Origin of the sequence: Petrotoga sp. SL27, from assembly GCF_002924605.1 — a bacterium.
In the GTDB taxonomy this organism is placed as follows: domain Bacteria; phylum Thermotogota; class Thermotogae; order Petrotogales; family Petrotogaceae; genus Petrotoga; species Petrotoga sibirica.
This window is the reverse complement of the sequence record NZ_JAIP01000015.1, coordinates 264-6,308: the sequence shown is the minus strand read 5'-3', so window position 1 is coordinate 6,308 and position 6,045 is coordinate 264. Positions and strand designations below refer to the sequence as shown.

Annotated in this window: 7 protein-coding genes; 2 read left to right on the top strand and 5 right to left on the bottom strand. The window is 32.3% G+C overall.

Translation table 11 applies throughout. From position 1 onward, the window contains the following. Nucleotides 1-355: 355 nt before the first annotated feature. Genes AD60_RS06090 through AD60_RS06080 form a run of 3 tightly spaced genes read right to left on the bottom strand, consistent with a single transcriptional unit; the run spans nucleotide 356 to nucleotide 1,550 of the window. On the bottom strand, nucleotides 356-658 hold the full coding sequence (locus tag AD60_RS06090) for a hypothetical protein (protein ID WP_103927464.1): 303 nt from the start codon (nucleotides 656-658) through the stop codon (nucleotides 356-358). Between the two features lie 52 nt (nucleotides 659-710). Beyond that, on the bottom strand, nucleotides 711-1,307 hold the full coding sequence (locus AD60_RS06085) for a hypothetical protein (RefSeq protein WP_103927463.1): 597 nt from the start codon (nucleotides 1,305-1,307) through the stop codon (nucleotides 711-713). Nucleotides 1,308-1,346: 39 nt separating this feature from the next. Further along, nucleotides 1,347-1,550, bottom strand: a complete 204-nt coding sequence (locus AD60_RS06080) for a hypothetical protein (protein WP_103927462.1) — start codon at nucleotides 1,548-1,550, stop codon at nucleotides 1,347-1,349. Nucleotides 1,551-2,082: 532 nt separating this feature from the next. Between AD60_RS06080 and AD60_RS06070 the strand changes: the two genes are divergently transcribed. After that, the gene (locus AD60_RS06070) at nucleotides 2,083-2,730 is read left to right on the top strand and encodes an L-fuculose-phosphate aldolase (protein ID WP_103927460.1); all 648 of its coding nucleotides are present in this window, start codon (nucleotides 2,083-2,085) and stop codon (nucleotides 2,728-2,730) included. 146 nt (nucleotides 2,731-2,876) lie between these two features. On the opposite strand, the gene AD60_RS06065 is transcribed toward AD60_RS06070, so the two are convergent. After that, on the bottom strand, nucleotides 2,877-3,440 hold the full coding sequence (locus AD60_RS06065; protein ID WP_233186833.1) for an oligosaccharide flippase family protein: 564 nt from the start codon (nucleotides 3,438-3,440) through the stop codon (nucleotides 2,877-2,879). 1,182 nt (nucleotides 3,441-4,622) lie between these two features. Between AD60_RS06065 and AD60_RS06055 the strand changes: the two genes are divergently transcribed. Then, nucleotides 4,623-5,594, top strand: coding sequence for an Rpn family recombination-promoting nuclease/putative transposase (locus tag AD60_RS06055; RefSeq protein WP_103927458.1), 972 nt, complete (start codon nucleotides 4,623-4,625; stop codon nucleotides 5,592-5,594). A 95-nt stretch (nucleotides 5,595-5,689) separates the two neighbouring features. On the opposite strand, the gene AD60_RS06050 is transcribed toward AD60_RS06055, so the two are convergent. Then, nucleotides 5,690-6,045, bottom strand: a 356-nt coding sequence (locus tag AD60_RS06050) for a VanZ family protein (RefSeq protein ID WP_199177858.1), incomplete at its 5' end; no start/stop codon positions are given.

The following is a 6,045-nucleotide window of genomic DNA, read 5'->3' as shown; positions in this document are numbered from 1 at the left end:
AGAAAGAAAAGAATTAATAATTGAGATTCTAAACCAAAGGTTTGGAAAAGATATTGATAAAAAATTAGAAGAAAAGATCAGAAAAGCAAATGAAGAAACCATAAACCAAATAAAGAAAAACATTCTGAACATTACCTTAGAAGACCTAAAAGAGTTATTGAAATAATGGTAGTAAGCAAAACACTATCTGATATTTTTGGATAGCTAACAGGGCAAAACCCTTTTCCATTTCCTCATAGGTGAGTTTCGGAGTGAAATGGAAAAAGGCTTTTTTCCTGTTGGGTGGGCGGACACACTTTGCATAATCAGGTACACTTTTCGTTTAGCGGACACTTATTTTTGGTACACTTTTCGTTTAGTAAGTGCATTCTATTTTTCTAAATACCTTACAAATAAAATCATAAATTGTATTATAAATATTATCAGGAGTGCTTTTATCAAAATTCCTTGAAATTTTATAGAAATCTTCTCCATCAATTGCTTCAACTAAATAAATCTGATTTTTAAATTTCTTTATTATCTCTATTCTTTTATTTATACTTCCACTTTCCGGGTGAATTATCAAAAGATTATTTTCATTTAGCAAATCCCAGATTTTTTTCTGATAAGGTTCGATTTTCATTTCAGTCTTCAATTCTTCTGAAAGAAAATTATTCAATCTTTTTTACATCCCGTGAAATATTTTTAAAATTTTTCAAGCCTCAGTTTTTTTAATACTGCAAATATTTTATAAGCTCAATTTGACCTTGCAATTCATCATCCTCAAATATCTTGCTCCTAAGAGGTAGAGCTAATTCTGGATCAATAACCCATTCGGCTATCATTTTATCTTCTTCTTCAGCTGAAAAGAGCTGGCAGACAAATCCTTCTCTTCCGGCAATCTTCTCTTTCCCTATTATCTTTACTATTCCTGCCCCAAAGAAACTCATCTTTTCTCCTACCTTTAAATCCATCTGACTGAAGAAGAGGCCATAAGTAGGATTAATGACCAGCATATTCAAGGATATTCCATAAACTCCCCATAGGCCGAAAGCTGACTCTGGGCCTAATTCATCTTTGGTCAAAGTTACTTTAGTTGTGTAAGTAACTTCAAAGAGATCTTCATCTTTTTTAGATTTCTTGATATCCAAGATATAGATAACTTCACTTTCTTCTTCATCTTCTTCCAATAATATTTTATATTCAAAGCGTTCATCCCCTCTAAATTGGAAAGGCTCCCATTTTTCTGCCCAGACTACCTGCCCTATTCCAAATAAAAACAACCCTATCAGCGTTACCATTAAAAATCCCTTTCCTGTTTCTTTCATTTTATTATTCCTCCTTTTTAAAATTTTCTTTATATATTATTAAATTGGAACTCCACCAAAGAAGTCAAACACCAACGTTAATCCATCAAAGAAAAACTCTGTAGACTCTCCTAAATAAGATTTAACAGATTCCACCTTGCTGTAGCATAACTTTGCACAGAATACGTATATCTTTCTTCGTATCTTATCTTGCATCACGCAAACTTCGCCAAAGTCTGCGTGCCTACTACCTCTTAGTGGCACTAATTTCAAAAAACCTTCTTTTTGGCTGATACCAAGATTCTCTTTTATCTTTCTTGGTTGATAGCTCTTTTCACCGTCGCCTTGCGTACACCCATTTCTTTTGCTATCACTCTTTGACTTTTGTGTTTGTTAAAAAACAAAAATCTTATATAATTGTATTATACCACCTCTTTATCACCTTTCTTTTCTTCCTATACATTTTTTTGTCAAATTCATTATTGACCAATTGTGGATGGGGAGCGGGATGAAGGAGCGCTAAATAAAAAATATATTCTTTCAACCCATTTTAACTATATAAGGTATGAAGAGATAAAAGAAAAGACAGAAAAAGGAGAACCACTAACGGATAAAGATTCAATGGATTTAGTATTTTTACCCTTGACGAGAAACAAAAAAAGCGAAGAAGAAGTGACAAATCTTTTTCACGGACATCTTATATAATCTAATGTGACTTAATAACGTTGAAAATTTTGTTAAAATAATCCAAAAAATAACAAATCAAAAAGAGGTTTAAAATGGGAGGAAGCAAAAAATGTTACTAGCTGAAGAAAGAAAATTGGTAGCAGAATATGGTAAGAAACTTATTGACTCAGGCTTGACTACAGGGACCGGTGGCAATATAAGTATTTTTAATCGTGATCAACAATTAATGGCTATAACCCCTTCAGGTGTTCCCTATCATGATATTTCACCAGAAGATGTAGTAGTTCTGGATTTAAATAATAACATTCTAGAAAGCAACAAAAAACCTTCTAGTGAATATGAATTGCACAAAATATTTTATGAAAAAAGGCAAGATGTTACGGCAGTTGTACATACTCATTCGGTTTATGCAACTACTATTGCTTGCTTGAATTGGGAATTACCAGCCGTTCATTATCTCATTGGTTATGCTGGGGGCAAGGTTCCGTTAGCAAAATATGCCACCTATGGAACGAAAGAGTTAGCTATAAACGCTTATCAAGCTATGGGAAATTATAACGCCGTTTTATTGGCAAATCATGGGCTTTTAGCAGTAGGAAAGGATATTGATTGGGCTTTTAACACTGCAGAGGAAATAGAGTTTACTTGTCAGATTTATTATCGGACTAAAGCTATTGGTAAACCTGTTATTTTATCTTCTGAAGAAATAGAAAAGATTATGGAAAAATTCGATAGCTATGGTCAGATGCAAAAATAGCTAAAGATTATCCAACCTTAAATATCTCATCCACATTTTTATAAAATCACCTGTTTAATTCTATAACAAAACCACCTCAAATGATAGCCTTAAAATAAGCGAAGTGACCTTACATGGGTGGGGAGAGCGGCAAAAGGGTGCTAATTTCATCTACTAACTACCCTTTCCTTCACTTCCCTCATCAAACCAACCCCCAAATTAAACAAATATTTCACTTGATTTCTGTACACAAACATTACAACCATCAAACCCAAAACAGCAGACACAATCTGAAAGAACATATTAGAAACAAAAGTGTTTATAAAAGCAACGATCACAAAAACAAACGTACTAATAAAAAATTTACCCAAATGGTAATTCACAGGGAACAATCTCCTAGATATAAGCGTCCTCAAACAAAAGAAAACTATATACGAAACCCCTGTAGAAAATGCTGCACCTTTTGCACCATATACAGGAACAAGCATCAAATTCCCAAACACGTTAACCCCTGCTGCCACACTTGCTATCAACATGTGCCAATATGTTTTTTTCTTAAAATTGATACCAACAACCGTTGTTTCAGAAACGGTATACATAATAGGCATCAAAATCAAAAAAGAGCTAATCCCAGCAGCCTGCCTATAAGAGCTTTCTAAAAGCAAAAATATCACATCTTTAAACACAACTATCAGCAATCCAAATACAAACATCACTGCAGCAATAAACACAGAAGTCTTTTCAAAAACCCCTTACTCTCTGGTTCTTTTTCATAACTTTCATAAGAAACGGGGGTCCAAAACGAGAGTTTTAAGCCTATTTGTTATGAAAATTCCACGTGCAGGATTATGAGAAAATGGCAACAAATTCGTTATGAACAATACCTTCACTATTTATCAACTCCGAATGTAATTACGGTTATAATATTGGAAAATTTGGTACACTTTTGGTTTGGCAAGAGCAATCAAACCATTCATAATCTGCCATAATAGTAAAAATTACTAACTTTTAATTACATTTTTTATATGATTTTCCCAGATTATATTTACAATTTCATCAGAATTAAAAAAATTACCACTAAAACTATACTTCAACCTAAATTCATTATCTTTAGTTATAGCAAAAGTCAATTGTTCATTAAATGAATTATCATTTCCTAAATTATCTCTATATGAGAAACATATATCATATGTTGTGCCTCTAAATAAATTACATAAAAACATTTTTATACCATCGATGAAATTCCCGTTTTTATATAATTTAAATATACTCTTGGTTGATGAAATCTTTTCATGAATGTATTCAAAATTTTTATTTTTCTCTTTAATTTTTGAAAAAAGAAGCTCTAAATCATCATCCTATACAAATTAGTTGTTTTTCTTTGAGTCTCTTTTTGATCAAAATTTACTTCTATGCCCCTTAGAACTTAAATCATCTACTAACTTTTTCACCCATTCTTGATGTTCTTTGCTATCTCAACTATAACTAATAAAAACTGAAGGTTTCTCATTCATATAGCATCACTCCTAATCAATATTTTCCCCCTTTAGATTATACTATATGCCAATGAAAAGATTGGTTAGACCATAAATCGATGTCTTTAAAATGATACCCTTTTCCCTCAACCCAAACATTCTTCTTTGATTTAAAAAACATTCTCTCGATCTACAAGATGAACGGTCTTCAATAAAACGGGCAGCTGAGCGAAGGGCGCAAACAAAGAACTTTTTCCTTATGTATGAAAAACAAGGTTTAAGAGACGGTAGGTCCCTTCCTTAAATGGGTGGGCAGCGGGGTAAGGGTGCTATAAAACTTATTATACAGAAGTTATATGATAAAATAACAAACCTTCAAAAACATATGGTATAATTAAGTTGAACAAAACAAAATCTAACAAAAAAGCGAGGCAAGATATGAACGAGCTAGTGTACAATCCTCACGATCGATTCTTCAAACGAATTTTCAGTGACCCAAAGATAGCTCGAGATTTCTTATGGAATTATCTACCTCATGAAGCTGTAGAAATAGTAGACCTAGATTGTTTAACTCCTGAAAACAACAGTCATGTTGATGAAAATTTAAAAGAAAGCTTCTCAGACATGTTGTACAAAACAAAGATAAATGGAAAAGATGGTTACGTATACATTCTTATGGAACACAAAAGCTACATTGAAGGGAAAGTAATCTTTCAACTGTTGAGATACATTACAAGCATATGGGAAGAAAAATACGATCCCAAAACAAAAAAGGTTCCGATAATAATACCGATGGTAATATACCATGGAAGAGAAATCTGGAACGTAGAAACAAATTTATCAAATATGGTACAAGGGATAGAAGATTTACCAGATGAACTAAAAACATACTTACCTACATACCGTTATGAAATATGTGACTTCTCAATCAAAGGGAAAAAAAGGATAATAGGATTAACAGCGACGAAAGTTGCATTAGAAGCAATGAGAGCAGGAACGGCAATGACCGAAAAAGAATTTAAAGAAAGATTAGCAATAGTATTCGCATACATAAACCAACTACCAGAAGAACAGGTACATGAATGGTTTGAAGGGTGTATGATCTACCTACTAAACGTAAGGGAAGATATAACGATAGAAGATATATTAAAGGTACAAAAAGAAATAATGCCTGGAAGGGGTGAAATAGTTATGACAATAGCTGAAAAGCTGAGGAATGAAGGAATGGAAAAAGGAAAACTTGAAGGAGAAAGAGAATTTGCAATTAGAATATTAAACAAAAGATTTGGTAACGAATTAACCCAAGAGATAAAAGATAAGATAAGAAAAGCGGATGAAAAAACGATAGATTACATAGGAGATAATTTACTAGAAATAACCATGGAAGAATTAAAAGAAATATTGAAATAATCTTTTTTACCAAATTCATTATACAGGAATTGTGTGATAGGGTGGTACACTTTTCATTTAGTAACTTCAAACGCTATCTAAAAATGGATAGCGTTTTATTTATACCTTAGATAAATCTCCTTACAAATCTTATAAACCACATAAATTACCAAAATTATTATATTAGCAAAAACAGCTCCTGAAATATCTATAAGAACATCATTCAATGAAGAACCTCTGCCAACAAACTCTTGAGAATATTCATCTAATGCAGCTATAAGTGCTGGTAAAGATACTCCAAGTAAAGTCCCTATCAATAACCTCTTTGAATACAAATATCCAAAGAACCAAGAAAACACACCAAGTATAAAATATATTCCAAAATGTGCACTTTTTCTAACAAGTGCTATGGAATCAGCATATTGATCTCCAAGCCACAACTTCTTTAAAAATACTTCTATCTCTCTAAACC